Origin of the sequence: Wolbachia endosymbiont (group B) of Parapoynx stratiotata (assembly GCF_947250635.1) — a bacterium.
Classification (GTDB): domain Bacteria; phylum Pseudomonadota; class Alphaproteobacteria; order Rickettsiales; family Anaplasmataceae; genus Wolbachia.
The window spans coordinates 1,379,661-1,395,223 of sequence record NZ_OX366335.1 but is presented as its reverse complement, the minus strand read 5'-3'; the positions used below and the strand labels follow the sequence as shown (position 1 = coordinate 1,395,223).

Sequence of the window (15,563 nt, the reverse complement as noted above, 5' to 3'; positions counted from 1 at the left end):
ATGAACTATTTTTGATATGTTTCTAGTGTAACGTTTATAATACATATATTTGTAATATATGATAGTTTTCTGATGGTATGATCATTTACTTAATCGGATTTCCGGGTAGTGGCAAACTTACGATTGCAAAAGAGCTGTGTAATATTATTGATGGGGTGATAGTAGACAATAACCTGTTTAATAATATCATATTTGATATGATTGATTTCAGAAACGCTGAGGTTACAAGTGAAATATGGGAAGAAATTTTTGTGATTAGAGAGAATATGTTAGCAATATTGGAAAAATACCATATAGAATCAAAGCATTATATATTTACAAACGAATTGATAAAAGGTGATTCCTATGATCAAAAAGTATATAACTCAGTGGTGAATTTAAGTAAAAAAATGAACGTAGAGATTCTCCCTGTGGTGTTATATTGTAATAGTGGAGAACTAGTAAAGCGCGTTCAATTAAAGGAAAGAGAGCAGGAGAGAAAAATTACTGATTCAGATTTTGCTATGAGAAGAATTAAAGGAAAGAAACTATTTATGCCTCAAGGTTCACTTGAAATTGATAACTCAAACTTAAGCGCAAAAGAAGTTGCAAAAAAAATTGTTGAAAAAATGAATAGTAAAAAAGTAGTTGGAACTTCTATGATAGATAATTTAGCAACAGAGAGTATTTGTGATTAGTGAGGAGAAAGAGTATCGCCCTTGTGTTGGCATAATGCTATTTAACAAACAGGGAAATGTTTTTATTGGAAAACGCTTTGATAGTGACTCTTATTGGCAGATGCCACAAGGAGGAGTTGATGAAGGTGAAGAGCTAGAGCAGGCAGCGCTACGTGAGCTATTGGAGGAAGTTGGTACTGATGAAGCAGAAGTTGTGGCTCAAAATAAAGAGTGGATATATTACAACTTACCCGAGGAAGTTATACCGATATGCTGGAATGGGAGGTATTCTGGCCAAAAGCAAAGGTGGTTCTTAATGAAATTTTGTGGGAAGGATAAGGATATTAATATTAACTATACTGATCATCCAGAGTTCAAAGAGTGGCGTTGGCAAAATGTGGATGATTTGGTAGCCAGTGCCATACCGTTCAAAAAAGAAGTTTATAAAAAAGTGATAGAAGAGTTTTCTTCTATCATAAAAGGATCTATTTATGATAGTTGATTCTCATTGTCATCTAATTTATTTTTCTGATGATGAAATACCAAAGGTAATTTCAAGAGCAGAGCAAAATGGTGTGAGAATTTTGCATAACATATGTATAAGCATTAATGATATCCCTAAATTATTAAAAATCTCTTCATCCTATGATCAAGTCTACTGCTCCGTTGGTATACATCCGCTTGATACTACTATAGAAAATGGTGAGTGTATACATGTTGATGAATTAATTGAGTTTACTAAGGGCAAAAAGGTAATTAGTATCGGTGAAACCGGATTAGATTTTTATAAATCTGATAATAAAAGCAATCAAAAAAAAAGTTTTGCATCACATATAGAAGCGGCAAAAGTAACAGGATTACCTTTAGTTATTCACACTAGAAATGCTGATAGTGAGATGATTGATATGTTAAATTCAGAAATGAAGAAGGACGCTTTTAGTGGAGTAATGCATTGCTTTGCTTCTTCTAAAGAGCTTGCTTATAAGGCTATGGACTTGGGATTATACATTTCATTTTCTGGAATTATTACTTTTAAAAATGCGAACTTACTAAGAGAAATTGCACAAAATGTGCCACGTGAGCATGTTTTAGTTGAAACTGATGCACCTTATCTATCTCCTGAGCCTTACAGAGGAAGAAAAAATGAACCGGCAATGGTGAAATATGTTGTGAATTGTTTAGCAGAATTATGGAATGAATCGCCGGAACAAGTAGCAAAAATAACTACAAATAATTTTTTTAGACTGTTTTCGAAGCTTGAGCTCAAAGAAATTCTATAGGGCAATTAATTTAGCTGACAGAGCTCTTTTACTGCACTTACAGATTTATAAAACATCTCTTGTTCACTATCGTTCATTTTAACTTCTAGAATTTTCTCAACTCCATTTTTGCCAATAATAGTAGGAACACCAATGAATAAGTCTTTCACACCATATTCACCATTAAGATAAGCAGCGCATGGTAATATACGCCTTTTATCTTTTAAGTATGATTCTAGCATGCTTATGGCTGAAGATGCAGGAGCATAGTATGCAGATCCAGATTTAAGTAGATCAACTATTTCTTTTCCACCATTACGAGTGCGCTCAACTATTTCATCAACTTTTCCTCGCGTAATCAAACCCATCTCAATGATTTGGGTAAGTGGAATGCCAGCAATTGAAGCATAATTGATTAGTGGTACCATAGTGTCACCATGTCCTCCAAGCACAAAAGCAGATACATCTTCAATAGAAATATTTAACTCACTTGCAAGAAAATAACGAAAACGAGCAGAATCAAGCACTCCTGCCATACCAACAATCATATTAGCTGGCAGACTTGAAGATTTGTATACTACTGAAACCATAGCATCTAAAGGATTGGTAACCACTATTACAAATGCGTTTGGAGAATGTTTTTTAATATTTTCCCCAACCTCTTTCATTACTGCAGCATTAGTTTGCAGAAGGTCATCTCTGCTCATTCCAGGTTTTCTGGCAATGCCAGCAGTTATTATAATTGCGTCAGAGCTTTTTATATCTTCATACCTATTTGTACCAGTAATATTGACATTAGATCGATCAATAGGAGATGATTCTACAATGTCAAGCGCTTTACCTTGTGGTATTCCATTGCTGACATCAAGCAAAACAATATCTCCTAGCTCTCTTAGTGCAATCATATGGGCAAGCGTTCCACCGATATTTCCTGCGCCAATCAAAGATATTTTTTTTCTTTGTGCTGTCATTTTTTACTCCTTTATATTTACTTTTGTGGCTTTCCTACCTTCCCAAGGGGATAAGCTGTCAAACATACGAAAATCTTGCGGTAAGTCTATAGGATTATATACAACCTTTTTTGCCTCTATATCGTATCTTACTTCCTCGTAGCCAGTGAGAGGAAAATCTTTTAACATTGGATGACCTTTGAATCCATAATCCGTTAAAATCCTACGTAAATCAGGGTGATCAGAAAACTCTATTCCATACATATCAAATACTTCACGCTCAAACCACGAAGCTGCGTTAAATATCTTTGCTACACTTAGAGGTATATCACCTTCACATAACTGAAGCTTTATGTGCACTCTGATATTGTGTACAACGCTGAGCAAATTGTATATTAGCTCGAAACGTTTTTCTCTATCTGGGTAATCAACTCCAAAAACGTCAACTAATAATTCAAGCCTACACTTTTCATCATCACGTAGAAAGAGTAAGTGATTTTCAATGTCATTCAAAGCTGAATATATTACAATAGTGCCATCATTTTTCTGAATACATTCACATTTAGTCTTTTTTTGTATGTATTTTGCAGTTTTATCCATGCTATATATTTTTAGTTCGTTTTATTTTATTTTGTAGACATAGCATTCCATATAGCAACGCCTCAGCAGTTGGAGGGCATCCAGGAACATACACATCAACTGGCACAATTCTATCGCAACCACGGACTACTGAGTAAGAATAATGATAATAGCCACCGCCATTTGCACAACTTCCCATAGAAACGACGTATTTGGGATCTGCCATTTGATCATAAACTTTACGCAATGCTGCTGCCATTTTATTAGTTAACGTGCCAGCAACAATCATAACATCTGCTTGCCTTGGGCTTGCACGAAAGATTATGCCATATCTATCAAGATCATAACGACTGGATGCAGTGTGCATCATCTCTACTGCGCAACATGCAAGACCAAATGTCATTGGCCATAATGAACCAGACCTTGCCCAGTTCATTATATAATCTATTAAATCGCCAAATTTAGTGATAAGAAAACCTTCTTTTTTGTAACGATTCCAGTCGCCATTAGATAAATTTACTTCCATTCCAACGCACCTTTACACCACTCATAAATAAAGCCTATAGTAAGTATTGCAAGGAATATCATCATAGACCAAAATCCGCAATAGCTTATTTTAGATAAAGAAACGGCCCAAGGGAAAAGAAAAGCAATTTCTAAATCGAATATTATGAACAATATTGCAACTAAGTAAAATTTTATGTCGAAACTTTTTCTGGCTCTTGATAAAGGATTAAAGCCACACTCATATGTAGAAAGCTTTTCACCATCTGGGTTACTGACTGCAAGAAACATAGGTAATACACCTAAAGTAAAGGATACTACAATTGATACACAGATAAAAATTAATATGGTTAAATATTCACTCATTTAAAAAACATATAACACTATGAATTTACATGCTTTCCTAATCTTTTACCACCTAAAATATGTATGTGAAAGTGCGGTATAACTTGCTCTCCATCTTTACCGTGATTAGTAACTAATCTATATCCTGTTTTTTCTAAGTTATATTTATGTGCTATTTCTCTAACAGTTTTAAAAAAACTTACTATTTCCTCTTCGGAAGCTTTCAGAACAAAATCATCGTATGAAACGTATTGAGCTTTTGGTATAACTAGAATATGAACTGGTGCATCAGGATACTTATCACGAAAAGCTAGCACATTTTCATTTTTATGTATTTCCTCATAAGACAACTCACCTCTTAATATCTTAGCAAAAATATTAGTGTCATCATAAGCTGTACTACCCATACTTTATTAAATTCCTGGTCCTCTTCTATTTTGCTTATGATTTGGTGTAGAAGGTGGGCTTATTGCTGCTTCGCTAGAAGCATCTTCAAGACTTGAAACGTCTTTTAGCTGTATATCTTGTCCACGCAAAACTGACCCATAGTCCATTTGGTGTCTTTTTGAAAACGTTTCTATTCTTTTTGCCCTTCTTGCAGCAATAACTTCTGGTTGTAAATGATACATATCTCCAGGAACAGTTAGGCTATGATACCTTTCCTCTATTTTAACTTCTTTCATAACACTCTCCATAATTTATTTCCCCCTACCTCTTATGCTTTCGCAACTTTCAAAATCTTGTTTAATAGCTTTTTGCCAATTATTTAAAGTTTTCTCTGATGACTTTTCTTTACCTATAGACCTTATAACTTCTTGTGACTGTTGCTTTTTACTATCGTATCCACTATACAACTTTTCTGCAATATCATACAGCAACTTTCGGTCTGTGTGAACTTTAAACTCTCCACCAGTAATTTTTGCCAAATTTTTGAGATCATAATCAATTTTATTATAAATTCCTTCAAGAGCGTACTTTTTCATTACTTTTTCGTCTATACCTGGATTTTTATCTTTTATTTCTTGGATAATCTTCTCAACATCAACTTCAATTACAATTTTGTTTTCTTCTCTAAAAATAGTTATATTTGGCAGATCTTTCCTTATTTTATCTAATTTCTCTGGACTCAAGTAAGGTATATCCCCCGTTAAAGTTCTTGACGCTAAAAAACTTACCTTACCTTTTTCTTGTTTTGTTATTTGTATGCCAAGGTACTTACTAGCTTCTGTGGTTTTTATAGGTGGGTCATATTTCTCTTCTTCTTTAGGTACATCACTCACAGCCTTTTTTAATGAAACTTTAGCATCATGCTTCATTTCATCAATTGAAGCAAACGGTTTCTTTATAGGATAAATAAGTGCTTTAGGCACAAGAAAAAACACGCCTTTTATCTTAGCCAAAATAGACTTTTTATTTGACTCATCTTTTGCCATACATACCTCCAAGTCACTTTCTACAATCAGATAGTAAAATACACCCAATTATAGACGAAAATATTTAAGCTTGTATATCTATTATAAGATGAAATTATAGAGATAGCAATCATTATTTGTACATTACCAAAGTATGTAGTATTTTTGCTGCTTTTCTTGTTCAAATTACCTTTAAAGATAAATTATGTTAAAATGGAACGCAAATAATATTATCGATGCTACTGGCGGAAGAGGGGAGGGTGTTTGTAATTCGGTATATAGCTCAAATATTTCAACGGATACAAGAAGCATAAAAAAAGGTGATTTATTTATTGCTCTCAAGGGAAAGAAATTTGATGGGCATGATTTTCTACATGAAGCATTTTTAAAAGGAGCTGTTGCTGCGGTAGTAAGCGAAGATAAATATAGAAATTTTCCTCTAATTATTGTGCAAGATACTCTAAAAGCTTTGCATAACATGGCATCATATTACATTAGAAATGTTCTTGTTAATGCTAAAGTTATTACAATTACAGGTAGTGTCGGGAAAACGACTACAAAGGACATGCTGCACACTGTTCTATCGCAATATGGAGCGTCTTATGCAAACAAAGATAACTTGAATAATAATATAGGATTACCTTTTACTATTCTAAAAGTCCCAAAAAACTGCCAGTACTTAATCCTTGAAATGGGAATGAATAGAGCTGGTGAGATAAAAGAGCTATCGAAGATTAGCAATCCGGATATTGCAGTTATTACCAACATCGAACCTGCGCATGTTGAAAATTTTTCATCTCTACTTGATATTGCGCAAGCGAAGTTAGAAGTCCTATGTGGTATGAAAAATAATGGTACTTTGGTTTTGAACAAGGATAATAAACATTATGATTATCTTTTATCAAATGCTGACAGAAATGTAGTGAGCTTTGGTAAGAATGAAAGTGCTACTGTTTGTTTGTTAGACCTAATAAGAAACGATAGCGGTATAAATTTAAAAATTAAACCGCACAACGGTCAAATTATAAACTGTAATTTACGTTTGCGGGGTGAGCATTTTACATACTCTGCATTAGTTGTGACAGCAGTTGTGCAAAGTCTAGGACTTGATTTATCGAAATTACCACTAGCACTTGAGAATTTTACTGTAACAGAAGGTAGAGGTAATGTTCATCAAGCTAAATACAATGGAAAATTAGTACATTTGATTAACGACTCCTATAATGCTAACCCTACTTCAATGAAGGCTGCAATAAGAACTTTAGGTACATATTCTAATTTAAGAAAAGTGGCACTACTCGGCGATATGTTAGAACTTGGTAATGAAAGCATAGTATTTCATACAGAATTGCTTGACTCTATAGTAGAACAAAATGTGAATAAAGTTCATACAGTTGGTAAATTTATGTTAGAATTGAATAAACTTTTACCGGAGAATATAAAAGGCATGCATTTCGATGATTCTAACCAATTGAAAAGTAATTTAGCTAATATTGTTCAAGGTAATGATGTAATTTTAGTTAAAGGTTCTCATGGAATGAGAATGGACCTTATAGTGCAGGAATTCACAATAGAATATTAAATAAAACTATTGTATTAATTTAAAGTTAAGTTATTGGAAGTTTTAACTGTGATAAAACGTATAGTTATTTTTGGTGGAACGGGATTTATAGGAAAACACATCGTAAGACGCTTGGCAGCGGCGGGGTATTTAATAAGAATATTTACTCGTGATCAGGAAAAAGCTGCTTGTCTAAAGTTATGTGGCAACTTAGGGCAAATATCAATACTTGAAGGAGATTTTTTTAATGAAAAATCAATTTTAGAAAGTATGGAGGGGTGTGATGTTGTTATAAACTTAGTAGGAATATTATATGAAAAAAGAAAATACGATTTCTATACAGTTCATGTTGGAATAGCTGAAAGAATAGCAAAAGCTGCGCAAATAAAAAATGTATCCATGATGATACATTTTTCTGCCATGGGAATAGAAAATGGTAAGTTATCAAAATATGCCCAAAGTAAATTGAAAGGTGAGAAAGCTGTAGCTTCGGCGTTTCAAGGAGCAATGATAATTAAGCCCAGTCTTGTATTTGGTAAAGAAGATAATTTCTTTAATAAGTTTGCAAGATTAGCAACAATTCTTCCTTTTTTGCCGTTGATCGGTAGTGGAATAACGAAGTTTCAGCCGATATGTGTAACAAACTTAGCTGAAGTGGTATACCGTATTATCAGCTTTAATAAGCAAGATAAAAAAATTTATAATATAGGTGGACCAAAAGTTTACTCTTTTAAAAGCTTATTAAAGTTTATTCTGAATGTGACTAACAGAAAGTGTCTACTGATCAATGTACCTTTTCCAATGGCAAGATTGATAGCCTTTTTCTTAGAAAGTAAAGTTGTTTCTGTGCTGTTAAAACCTATAACTGGAGATGCAAGCCCTATACTTACTCGAGATCAGGTGAAAGTTATGATGAGTAGTTCAATCGAAAAGTCAGATGATCTCGAAACAATGAAAATTAGACCACTAGCAATTGAAAATGTGGTACCAGAATACTTGAAAATTTATAGAAAGCATTGATAGAAGAATGTGCCCGGTAGGATTCGAACCTACGACCCACAGCTTAGAAGGCTGTTGCTCTATCCAACTGAGCTACGGGCACACATCATATATAAAATGCTTCTTAGTACACGTGAAGTCAAGTATTTCTTGTGAATATAATGTTTGTGATAATATCTCAAAACTTTGTCAGTACAGCATGTAACGATAAAACTGAGAAAAAAGAAGCGTGGGTAATAGGAAGTCTAATAGCGCAGTAACACAGAACCCCAGGCTAAACCTGCACCTATTGAAATCAGCAATATCAGATTTCCTGACTTTATTTTTGATTCTTGTACTGCATAGTCTAAGGCTAGTGGAATTGACGCTGCTGAGGTGTTTGCATGCTTATCAACGGTATTAATTACTTTTTCTATAGGAAAATCTAATTTCTTTACTACTGCTTCAATAATGCGAATGTTTGCTTGATGGGGAATTAACCAGTCAATATCACTAATCTTCAAACTATTGCATTTTAGAGTTTCCTCTACTGAGGCTGTTAATTTCTCTACTGCATGTTTAAACACTTCTCTTCCATTCATAAGTATCTTTCCAGAATCACGAGTAGAGGATATTCCTCCGTTTGTACATAATAAGTCCACATTGCCATCAGAGTGTAAGTTTGTTGATATAATGCTACTGCTACTCATTTCTGATTTCATTATCACTGCACCAGCACCATCACCAAAGAGTACACAAGTTGACCTATCTTCCCAATCAACAATCCTAGACATTATTTCAGCACCAATAACAAGCGCGTATTTAATTCTATCGTTAGACTTTATAAGTGAATCAGCAACTGTAACTGCATATATAAAACCAGAGCATGCTGCCTGTACATCAAAAGCAAATGCGTTTTTACACTTTAATTTACTTTGTATAATCGTTGCACAGCTAGGAAAAGTTTTGTCAGGTGTTGTTGTTGCAACTATGATCAAACCAATTTCATCTATTGAAATTTTCGCTTTTTCTATAGCATTTTTCGCTGCATTAACAGCTAAATCTGACGTTAGTTCTCCTTCATCTGCTATATGTCTTTGAACTATTCCTGTTCTTTGCCTTATCCATTCATCGTTTGTTTCAACTATCGATGCAATTTCGTTATTACTCAAAATTTTTTTTGGTAGGTAAGAACCAGTGCTCAATATGAAACTTTTATTCAATATGACTTACCCCGTTAATTATCTTCTGGTTTAAATTTTCACTGATTGCATTTACTGCAAATTTTATAGCGTGAGCAAAAGAAATAGCATCAGAATTTCCGTGGCTCTTTATAATGATACCATTTAGCCCTAAAAACATAGCTCCACTTCTAATTTTAGGATTAAAACGCTCTAATGCTTTATTTAGCTTGGGTTTCAACAATATGCCGACAAGCATTTTTGTCATCCATGAATTAAATACTTCCTGTTTTATTAGACTGATAAAAGTACCAGCAGTTGCCTCAGCTGTCTTGAGCATTACATTACCAACAAAACCATCAGCAACAATTACGTCTATATTACCATCTAAAAATTCACTTGCCTCTATATATCCTTTGAAGTTAATACTTGGAGCATTTTTGAGTAACTCAAAAGCTCCTCTTACTGAGTCAGTACCTTTCACTTCTTCTGTACCAATGTTTAGCAAAGCGACTTCAGGATTTTCAACTTTTAATGCTATTTTTGCAAATATACTCCCCATTAATGCAAATTGAAATAATGAGTCAGTATTACAGTCAACATTTGCACCAAGATCAAGCAATGCAAAGCTTTTTGTCTTAGTTGGACAGACAGATGCAATAGCAGGACGATAGATATTGGGTAATGTTCCTAAAATAAATCTGGAGATAGCCATCAATGCTCCAGTGTTGCCTGAAGACACCATTCCAAAAGCTTTACCTTTTTTCACTGCTTCAACAGCTGCCTTCATACTTGAATCTTTGCGATGTTTCAGTGCAAAAGAGGGTTTATCATTTGGAAGAACATTATCAGAGCAATGGGTAAATTCGGAGTTATCGATTACTTTTTTGTATTTTGAAAGCAAAGGAGATATTTCTTTCTGATCTCCATAAATATGAAAAAAAACTTCAACACCTGGATCAACAAGATTATCCAAGAAAAAACTAGCACCCTGAATTACGGAAAGAGGTGCAAAATCCCCTCCCATAGCATCAAGTGCGATAACTATGTTGTTGTTGACCGTGGGTAACATATCATGAGTTACTCCGCCTTTTGTTTAATGAAAACACGTTTTCCTTTGTAACTATTGTCAACTGCTATGTTATGAGGCAACATGAATTCTCCAGTTGTTGCACATACCACAATATTCTTAGGTTTAATAGCATGATGAGAACGATGCATATTACGCCTTGACTTTGACTTTTTTCTCTTTGGAACTGCCAAAACTTACTCCAATTCAATTATATAACACAATTTATTAGTAGCATGTTTTTTACAAGAAGTAAATAGCGAAATAAGTAAGGTTTTCTTATACAATTCAGTCTTATAAACTTAAACTCAAGCATTTTGATCAAAGTATATTGAACTTAAGATATATCTTGACTATACTCTGCGATAGAGTTAATAAAAATTTTAATAAAATCAGTAAAACTAATTTTTAGCTAAGATAAATGCAAAGTGAGTTCCTTTGATGTAAACAGTGTTAGAATAATCGGTAGGTGCTTTATCAACTTTCTGTTGAGGCTTGGTAACGCATTTGTGTTTTTTATTCAATCTCTATACCACTGCTTTGTGCCACCATATTATTTTAGCAATGTAGCAAAACAAATTATAGAGATAGGCTTTTTCTCTTTACCAATTGTTGGGCTAACTGGAGTTTTTATAGGAGCGGTGATAGTTTTACAAAGTAGCTTAAGTGGTCTATTGATTAATCAAGAACAAGTAGTACCTAAGCTTGTTACGATCACTATCATTAAAGAGTTAGGGCCAGTTTTGATTAGCTTAATAATGGTAGGAAAGGTTGGGTCCTCAATTGCAGCAGAAATTGGCACGATGCGCATCACTGAACAAATAGATGCACTTACAACTTTGGACATCAATCCTTTCAAATATTTAATTGCACCAAGAATTCTAGCGTCAGTTATAGTATTTCCAATACTTACAGTATGTGCAGATCTAATAGGAATATTTGGAGGGTATGTCACCGCAGTCTTTGAATTTAACCACAATTTAAATATATACATAAAATATACAGCTCAATTCTTTAATATAAACAATTTTGTTGTTGGGCTAATGAAAGCGACTGCTTTTGGTGCTATAATTTCTGTTTCAAGTTGTTATTACGGTTACCATTGTAGAGAAGGTGCACGAGGAGTAGGTGTTGCTACAACATCAACTGTTGTTTTTTCGTCCATATTGATCATTTTAGCAAACTACTTGATTACTTTGATACATGTATAGCCCCATAATATCAATATTGAACCTAAGCTTGTCTTTTGATGATAGAACGATATTAAACAACATAAGTTTTAATATATCGAAGGGGGAATCATTAGTCATACTTGGCGGCTCAGGAAGTGGTAAATCTGTATTAACAAAAATAATCATTGGATTGCTAAAACCAGACTCAGGGTCTATTAAAATAAATAGTGAAAGCAAAAATAAATTTGGAGTCTTATTTCAAAATTCTGCTTTATTTGACTACGTTACAGTGTGGGAAAATATATCTTTTAATTATAAAAAGCGCTTTAATATCAGCGAAAAGGAGGCAAAACAGCTAGCAATCGAGAAGTTAAATGATGTTGGACTGGAGGAAAGCATAGCAGATATGTTTCCAATCGAGCTATCAGGCGGAATGAAAAAAAGAGTAGCACTTGCAAGGGCGATTGCGCACAATCCAGAAATTATTGTATTGGATGAGCCAACTTCAGGATTGGACCCAATTATGTCAGATATGGTAAACGAGATAATAATAAAATTATCTAAAGACTTTAACCCTACAATTATCACGATTACACATGATATTCATAGTGCATTTAAAATAGCTGATAAAATAGCAGTATTATACGAAGGGAATATTATCTACCACGGAACTGTCCAAGAAATACAAAATACTAATAACGAATATATAAAAAAATTCATTCATTATATATAGCTATAGGTTTACAAACGATATTGTGAATGCCATATCTAGCCTAACTTGAGCTACTGACAATTGTCGTTCTGTTACTAGTGTAGTGCCACGGTGGTATGGTGTGTTAGCTATAAAACAACGCATTAAATATAGCTAAAGTAACTTATATCAATTTTTATTATTATGCCAATTCCAACTGAGGAAATTTATTGAATTTGTTACTTCACTACTCAACAGCAATTACAACTGATGATTTTATTTCATTCTACTACCTGCTGATTTATTTTCTGCTCAGCATATCCATTAAATCAGATTCTTTGAGTTTATTATGATCAACTTTACTGAATTTATTCACCATAGAGCTCATTTGATTATACTGCTTAATTAGAAGATTAACGTCAGTTACACTTGTTCCGGACCCCTTAGAAATTCTAAGTCTTCTTTTGCCATTTAAAATATCTGGATTTTGCCTTTCTTTTTCGGTCATTGAGTTTATGATGGCTATATATTTTTTCACTTTATTGTCGTCTGGCACACTGCTACTTAGCTTTTTTGTGAATGAACTAGGGATGAATTTCATTATGTTGCTAATGCCATCCATTTTACTCAGAGTTTTTAACATTCCCACTAGGTCGTTTAGGTCGAATTTACCCTTTTTTACTTTCTTTTGTAACTTATCAATTTCTTCCTGACCAACAATCTCAGCAGCTTTTTCAACCAATGATACAACATCACCCATGCTAAGTATCCTTTTTGCAATTCTATCGGGATAAAAATCATCGAGGTCACTTAATTTTTCACCACAAGCAATAAATTTAATTGGACAATCGGTGATCATTTTCATAGAAAGAGCAGCACCACCACGTGCATCACCATCAACACGGGTGAGAATAATGCCGGTTACACCTATTACCTCATTGAATGATTTGGCAATGTTGACCGCATCCTGGCCTATCATTGCGTCGGCTACTAAAATAACTTCTGCAGGTGAAGCTATTTCCTTTACGGCTTTCAACTCATTCATCATATTATTGTCAATATGAAGCCTGCCTGCGGTGTCTAGTATTAATACATCATAATTATCGTTCTTTGCTGCTGCCAGTGCCCTTTTTGTAATTGCAATAGGCTCCTCATTTATTACTATAGATAAAGTTTGTACGTCTATCTGTTTACCCAGCACCTCAAGTTGTTTCTGGGCAGCCGGCCTATAAATGTCTAAAGAGGCAAGCATCACTTTTTTCTTTTGCTTTTTTAGCTTTAAAGCAAGCTTTCCTGAGGTAGTTGTTTTACCTGCACCTTGTAAGCCCACCATCATAATCACAGCAGGGGGTTTAACTGCTAGATTTAAGTCACTTTTCTCTGATCCGAGAACTGCAACTAAATTATCCTGCACAATTTTAATTATCATTTGTGCTGGAGAAACACTTTTTATGACTTTTTCCCCAATCACTTTATCTTTAATGTCGTTGATGAATTTTTTTGCAACTTCAAGTGAAACGTCAGCTTCAATTAAAGCTATACGTATTTCACGCATGGCAAGATTAAAATCATCTTCAGAAATGATCGACTTTCCTCTCAGTTTACTAAATACAGAATTTAAACTTTCAGTTAACGATTTAAACATAATAGCATTAGTAGAATACTCATTAAAAAGAGAGAAGAAGCTGAAACAAAACTTACTGAGTTATAACTTAGCACTTCTTTAAGTTTAGTAATATTATTAAAGTATAAATTAGTAAGTGAATTAGTCAAGTTTTGCAGTACGTTGGCAGACATTTCTCTCACTTTAAAGACCAATTGATTGAACAGCAAGACAATATAGGGTACGAAAGCTCTAAAAATCCAATCAATATCCATTTTAAAATTTATTCTTGGGTAAAATAACTTGCGTAAAGGAATAAACAATAAAGTGGTACATAATAACAAATTAAATTGCGACAAAATATTTTTTGTGTTGTACACAAAATCGAAAATCGAAGGGTTATTGTAAATAGGCAAGTAAGGGTTGCCAGCAATTATACATATGAATGCTAAAATAATCATTGTTATTCTACCTTCTTTCCCTTCTGAAGGTTTGGACTTGCTTTTAGCGATAAATATGTAATAGAAAAACTTGAGCCCCACGCTTAAATAAAGCAGTAAATTTAGAATCTTGTATAAATTTTTATACACTTCTAAATTAGCACCACTTGCTTCAATCTCGGCTGTAATGTATGATTTGCTAATAAATCCAACGGTTCCAGGAAATGCAGCCACTGTGAATATCGCAATTATAGCACACATGCCTTCGACTGACATCAATTTACCCACTCCATTAAAACTAATTGTTTTTGTCCGCGAAATAATCGCATTGCTAACCACAAACAATAATGATTGATAAACAAGAGAGAAAATTATGTGTAGCATCAAAATTGGTATTGCCTTTTCCGAAGGGCTGAGTAAACCTCCTGCAATAATCAGCAAGCCCATTTGTCCTACAACATTATAGCATAGAAATCTACGAATATTTTGCTCAAGAGAAGCAAATATAATGCTGTAAATTACAGTGATGGCGCCTACAAGTGCTAATATTTCAGTACAATCTTGCCATAGGGTGTAAGTGTGTAAAAGCATCACTAAAAAAGAGACTTTAGTGGTAAATAAAGAGAGATATGTAGTGCCATGTAGTGATGCAGCAGGATATGCATCAACAACCCAAAACGAAAAAGGAAAACAAGCGCAGTTTATCAATAAACCCAAAATTATCAGGTTAGTGCTTTGAAGTGCCAATCCTGCTGTCAATATAACTCCAACCAAAAAGTGTACACAAGCGTACCTTATTGCAGATCCACTATCTCTACAGCTAGCTGCGATAATAAAAAATGCACTGATGGTCATTAATTCAAAGAATATTATAACCAACATTATCTGCTTGGATAAAATTGCACAGAGTGAGCAGGTAGTATAAGCAAAAAAAGATAGCATCTCTGAAAAAGTCAAATTTTGTGTTGGTAGAACAGCTAAAAATGCAACTGATAAAAAAGATATTAGTACGATACGAAAAGATAAATCAAAATTTAGAACTGGATGAGAGCAATTCAGTGTAGTACCTAAATTTTCAGGTAATATTAGGACTATCACTATTAATGTAGTCAATAGAAATAGCAATAAAAATTTATAAAGTTGCACAATGATGTAAAACAGTA

At 33.8% G+C, this 15,563-nt stretch carries 19 protein-coding genes and 1 tRNA gene; 7 read left to right on the top strand and 13 right to left on the bottom strand.

The window, feature by feature from the left end; genetic code table 11:
• The first annotated feature begins 77 nt into the window (after positions 1–77).
• From OOT12_RS06465 to OOT12_RS06455, 3 genes are read left to right on the top strand one after another with little or no spacing between them, the layout of a single operon-like run.
• On the top strand, positions 78–677 hold the full coding sequence (locus OOT12_RS06465; protein ID WP_264374525.1) for an AAA family ATPase: 600 nt from the start codon (positions 78–80) through the stop codon (positions 675–677).
• Positions 670–1,158, top strand: coding sequence for an RNA pyrophosphohydrolase (locus OOT12_RS06460; RefSeq protein ID WP_264374526.1), 489 nt, complete (start codon positions 670–672; stop codon positions 1,156–1,158). Before OOT12_RS06465 ends, OOT12_RS06460 begins: the two co-directional genes overlap by 8 nt.
• Complete coding sequence (locus tag OOT12_RS06455) at positions 1,148–1,936, top strand: TatD family hydrolase (RefSeq protein ID WP_264374527.1); 789 nt, start codon at positions 1,148–1,150, stop codon at positions 1,934–1,936. Before OOT12_RS06460 ends, OOT12_RS06455 begins: the two co-directional genes overlap by 11 nt.
• 5 nt (positions 1,937–1,941) lie before the next feature.
• Here OOT12_RS06455 and mdh read toward each other — a convergent pair whose 3' ends face one another.
• The 7 genes from mdh to OOT12_RS06420 are packed head-to-tail and all read right to left on the bottom strand — an operon-like array spanning position 1,942 to position 5,726.
• Positions 1,942–2,886 (bottom strand): malate dehydrogenase, encoded by a 945-nt coding sequence (mdh, locus tag OOT12_RS06450; RefSeq protein ID WP_264374528.1) that lies wholly within the window; start codon positions 2,884–2,886, stop codon positions 1,942–1,944.
• A gap of 3 nt (positions 2,887–2,889) precedes the next feature.
• Positions 2,890–3,465, bottom strand: a complete 576-nt coding sequence (locus tag OOT12_RS06445; RefSeq protein WP_264374529.1) for an NADH-quinone oxidoreductase subunit C — start codon at positions 3,463–3,465, stop codon at positions 2,890–2,892.
• Between the two features lies 1 nt (position 3,466).
• On the bottom strand, positions 3,467–3,970 hold the full coding sequence (locus OOT12_RS06440; RefSeq protein WP_264330817.1) for a NuoB/complex I 20 kDa subunit family protein: 504 nt from the start codon (positions 3,968–3,970) through the stop codon (positions 3,467–3,469).
• Complete coding sequence (locus OOT12_RS06435; protein WP_006014410.1) at positions 3,961–4,314, bottom strand: NADH-quinone oxidoreductase subunit A; 354 nt, start codon at positions 4,312–4,314, stop codon at positions 3,961–3,963. Before OOT12_RS06435 ends, OOT12_RS06440 begins: the two co-directional genes overlap by 10 nt.
• A gap of 17 nt (positions 4,315–4,331) precedes the next feature.
• Positions 4,332–4,700: an HIT domain-containing protein gene (locus tag OOT12_RS06430; protein ID WP_006014413.1), complete on the bottom strand. Its 369-nt coding sequence runs from the start codon at positions 4,698–4,700 to the stop codon at positions 4,332–4,334.
• 6 nt (positions 4,701–4,706) lie between these two features.
• Positions 4,707–4,988 (bottom strand): hypothetical protein, encoded by a 282-nt coding sequence (locus OOT12_RS06425; protein ID WP_010403548.1) that lies wholly within the window; start codon positions 4,986–4,988, stop codon positions 4,707–4,709.
• 3 nt (positions 4,989–4,991) lie between these two features.
• A complete protein-coding gene (locus tag OOT12_RS06420) occupies positions 4,992–5,726 on the bottom strand; it encodes a hypothetical protein (protein ID WP_264374531.1) in 735 nt (244 codons plus the stop codon).
• A 184-nt stretch (positions 5,727–5,910) separates the two neighbouring features.
• Between OOT12_RS06420 and OOT12_RS06415 the strand changes: the two genes are divergently transcribed.
• Positions 5,911–7,287: a UDP-N-acetylmuramoyl-tripeptide--D-alanyl-D-alanine ligase gene (locus OOT12_RS06415; protein ID WP_264374532.1), complete on the top strand. Its 1,377-nt coding sequence runs from the start codon at positions 5,911–5,913 to the stop codon at positions 7,285–7,287.
• 48 nt (positions 7,288–7,335) lie between these two features.
• Positions 7,336–8,286, top strand: coding sequence for a complex I NDUFA9 subunit family protein (locus OOT12_RS06410; protein WP_264374533.1), 951 nt, complete (start codon positions 7,336–7,338; stop codon positions 8,284–8,286).
• A gap of 8 nt (positions 8,287–8,294) precedes the next feature.
• On the opposite strand, the gene OOT12_RS06405 is transcribed toward OOT12_RS06410, so the two are convergent.
• From OOT12_RS06405 to rpmF, 4 genes are all read right to left on the bottom strand, one after another.
• A tRNA-Arg gene (locus OOT12_RS06405) sits at positions 8,295–8,368 on the bottom strand.
• Positions 8,369–8,510: 142 nt separating this feature from the next.
• Positions 8,511–9,467: a beta-ketoacyl-ACP synthase III gene (locus OOT12_RS06400; protein WP_264374534.1), complete on the bottom strand. Its 957-nt coding sequence runs from the start codon at positions 9,465–9,467 to the stop codon at positions 8,511–8,513.
• A complete protein-coding gene (plsX, locus tag OOT12_RS06395) occupies positions 9,460–10,497 on the bottom strand; it encodes a phosphate acyltransferase PlsX (protein ID WP_010405337.1) in 1,038 nt (345 codons plus the stop codon). The genes OOT12_RS06400 and plsX overlap by 8 nt, the downstream gene beginning before the upstream one ends.
• Before the next feature lie 8 nt (positions 10,498–10,505).
• Positions 10,506–10,688 (bottom strand): 50S ribosomal protein L32, encoded by a 183-nt coding sequence (gene rpmF, locus OOT12_RS06390; protein ID WP_006014434.1) that lies wholly within the window; start codon positions 10,686–10,688, stop codon positions 10,506–10,508.
• A 234-nt stretch (positions 10,689–10,922) separates the two neighbouring features.
• On the opposite strand from rpmF, the gene OOT12_RS06385 reads away from it, so the two are divergent.
• Entirely contained in the window at positions 10,923–11,705 is a 783-nt protein-coding gene (locus OOT12_RS06385; protein ID WP_264685263.1) for an MlaE family ABC transporter permease, read from the top strand.
• Positions 11,698–12,399: an ABC transporter ATP-binding protein gene (locus OOT12_RS06380; RefSeq protein WP_010405332.1), complete on the top strand. Its 702-nt coding sequence runs from the start codon at positions 11,698–11,700 to the stop codon at positions 12,397–12,399. The genes OOT12_RS06385 and OOT12_RS06380 overlap by 8 nt, the downstream gene beginning before the upstream one ends.
• 259 nt (positions 12,400–12,658) lie before the next feature.
• Here OOT12_RS06380 and ffh read toward each other — a convergent pair whose 3' ends face one another.
• Positions 12,659–14,002: a signal recognition particle protein gene (gene ffh, locus OOT12_RS06375; RefSeq protein ID WP_264374535.1), complete on the bottom strand. Its 1,344-nt coding sequence runs from the start codon at positions 14,000–14,002 to the stop codon at positions 12,659–12,661.
• Positions 13,987–15,546 (bottom strand): proton-conducting transporter transmembrane domain-containing protein, encoded by a 1,560-nt coding sequence (locus tag OOT12_RS06370; protein ID WP_052264998.1) that lies wholly within the window; start codon positions 15,544–15,546, stop codon positions 13,987–13,989. Before OOT12_RS06370 ends, ffh begins: the two co-directional genes overlap by 16 nt.
• Positions 15,547–15,563 lie beyond the last annotated feature (17 nt).

What these genes read in the sequence shown, in the direction of transcription:
- OOT12_RS06465 (WP_264374525.1), top strand. Translation starts at nt 78, where the DNA reads ATGATCATTTACTTAATCGGATTTCCGGGTAGTGGCAAACTTACGATT.
- OOT12_RS06455 (WP_264374527.1), top strand. Translation starts at nt 1,148, where the DNA reads ATGATAGTTGATTCTCATTGTCATCTAATTTATTTTTCTGATGATGAA.
- mdh (WP_264374528.1), bottom strand. Translation starts at nt 2,886, where the DNA reads ATGACAGCACAAAGAAAAAAAATATCTTTGATTGGCGCAGGAAATATC.
- OOT12_RS06445 (WP_264374529.1), bottom strand. Translation starts at nt 3,465, where the DNA reads ATGGATAAAACTGCAAAATACATACAAAAAAAGACTAAATGTGAATGT.
- OOT12_RS06440 (WP_264330817.1), bottom strand. Translation starts at nt 3,970, where the DNA reads ATGGAAGTAAATTTATCTAATGGCGACTGGAATCGTTACAAAAAAGAA.
- OOT12_RS06435 (WP_006014410.1), bottom strand. Translation starts at nt 4,314, where the DNA reads ATGAGTGAATATTTAACCATATTAATTTTTATCTGTGTATCAATTGTA.
- OOT12_RS06430 (WP_006014413.1), bottom strand. Translation starts at nt 4,700, where the DNA reads ATGGGTAGTACAGCTTATGATGACACTAATATTTTTGCTAAGATATTA.
- OOT12_RS06425 (WP_010403548.1), bottom strand. Translation starts at nt 4,988, where the DNA reads ATGGAGAGTGTTATGAAAGAAGTTAAAATAGAGGAAAGGTATCATAGC.
- OOT12_RS06420 (WP_264374531.1), bottom strand. Translation starts at nt 5,726, where the DNA reads ATGGCAAAAGATGAGTCAAATAAAAAGTCTATTTTGGCTAAGATAAAA.
- OOT12_RS06415 (WP_264374532.1), top strand. Translation starts at nt 5,911, where the DNA reads ATGTTAAAATGGAACGCAAATAATATTATCGATGCTACTGGCGGAAGA.
- plsX (WP_010405337.1), bottom strand. Translation starts at nt 10,497, where the DNA reads ATGTTACCCACGGTCAACAACAACATAGTTATCGCACTTGATGCTATG.
- OOT12_RS06380 (WP_010405332.1), top strand. Translation starts at nt 11,698, where the DNA reads ATGTATAGCCCCATAATATCAATATTGAACCTAAGCTTGTCTTTTGAT.
- ffh (WP_264374535.1), bottom strand. Translation starts at nt 14,002, where the DNA reads ATGTTTAAATCGTTAACTGAAAGTTTAAATTCTGTATTTAGTAAACTG.